Raw genomic sequence first — 1,328 nt, forward strand, 5'->3', positions numbered from 1 at the left:
GAGGAAGCGGAAGATAGCCGGAAGTTAAAAGGAGCACGGTCACTCGGAAATCCACAAGGAACACCACTACTCAAAAAGAATTTAATCATCTCGGATTTCATACCGCACCTCCGACTCTATTCAGAATTCGGGCACGCTGACGAAGGGTTAAATTGCGGGATTCACGAGCGAATAACTCGATTATTTGATTTTGCGCTTCAATTACGCGCACACGGAAGGTACTATTTTGCATAGTCCGACTCCTAGTACAGTTAGGTTGTTGGATCAGGTGCTTGTTGGGACTAGTGATCCCAACAAGTACCGCTAATTTAATCTTGTTTTTCTATTGCTGTAGTAAATGCAACTCTATCACCATTAAAAATAAAATTGGGGTTAATAAAATAATCTCCTTGCTTTAAACATCTTGCGATTATTTGAGCTCCTACTAGTTCTTTAATTCCTCTAGTAAATGTTGCTTGAGATAATTTTTGACCTGAGTCAGATAAAAATTCTTCTAAAGCGTATTTATCTAATACAACTCTATCTTTGTTCATTCCTGAATTTTGGACTGTAAAAATCAATACATTTAAGGCTTTTAGTCCAGCAGAACCTAATTCAAAAGTCATCGCTATATTTTCAGCGAAAAGTTTTATAAATTTTCCTCTATCAACTTTTTTGTAAGTTGTTACATGCGTTCCTAAAACTTCTCCTGTAAGTTGATTGACTAACACATTACGATCTTTACCCATTTTTGATAATCGTATTTGTTTAGTCCCTATAGGAATCATCATATTTTCCACGAATGGATTTTGCTTGTGCCTTATTACATCATTATTTTTTGATTCCATCATATGCATTTTTCTGTTTTTTTTTACTCTTATTTAAGCATTTTAGTTGTTTATTTGATTATGTCAACGTATTTTTTGACTCTAGCGCAATCAAAACGATACTCAATTTTGATTATCATAACAACAGTATTTGCATGTATGAGCAACAGATATTAAAAATTTAATTCTTTATATAACAGGGTTTATAATTAGATCTCTTCTTTTATCTTTTGGATACAACGGAGTATCAGGCAAATTCATTAACAACAAACTAACCTCCGCTTCCTCGTCAACGGTGTTCGGTGCTCGCAAGCTGCGCTCCGCCTCAACGTCTCCTGCGGTGAGCGGACTGAGTTAAGGAAAAACACGATTTTCTTTTAAAAAAATCAAAAAATCTTTTCAAAACTTTAACCCCCACCGCTCGCCACAGCCAAGTGACCGAGCAACGCGAGCGAACGGGCGAGGAAGCGGAAGATAGCCGGAAGTTAAAAGGAGCACGGTCACTCGGAAATCCACAAGGAA

Annotated in this window: 2 protein-coding genes; both read right to left on the reverse strand. The window is 37.0% G+C overall.

What is annotated here, in order from left to right; translation table 11 throughout:
* Positions 1 to 97: 97 nt before the first annotated feature.
* The gene (locus G468_RS25175) at positions 98 to 232 is read right to left on the reverse strand and encodes a hypothetical protein (RefSeq protein WP_276324695.1); all 135 of its coding nucleotides are present in this window, start codon (positions 230 to 232) and stop codon (positions 98 to 100) included.
* Positions 233 to 308: 76 nt separating this feature from the next.
* Entirely contained in the window at positions 309 to 830 is a 522-nt protein-coding gene (locus G468_RS0118115) for a replication/maintenance protein RepL (protein ID WP_246067637.1), read from the reverse strand.
* Between the last annotated feature and the right edge of the window lie 498 nt (positions 831 to 1,328).

The organism is Arsenophonus nasoniae DSM 15247, from assembly GCF_000429565.1.
GTDB classification, from domain to species: domain Bacteria; phylum Pseudomonadota; class Gammaproteobacteria; order Enterobacterales; family Enterobacteriaceae; genus Arsenophonus; species Arsenophonus nasoniae.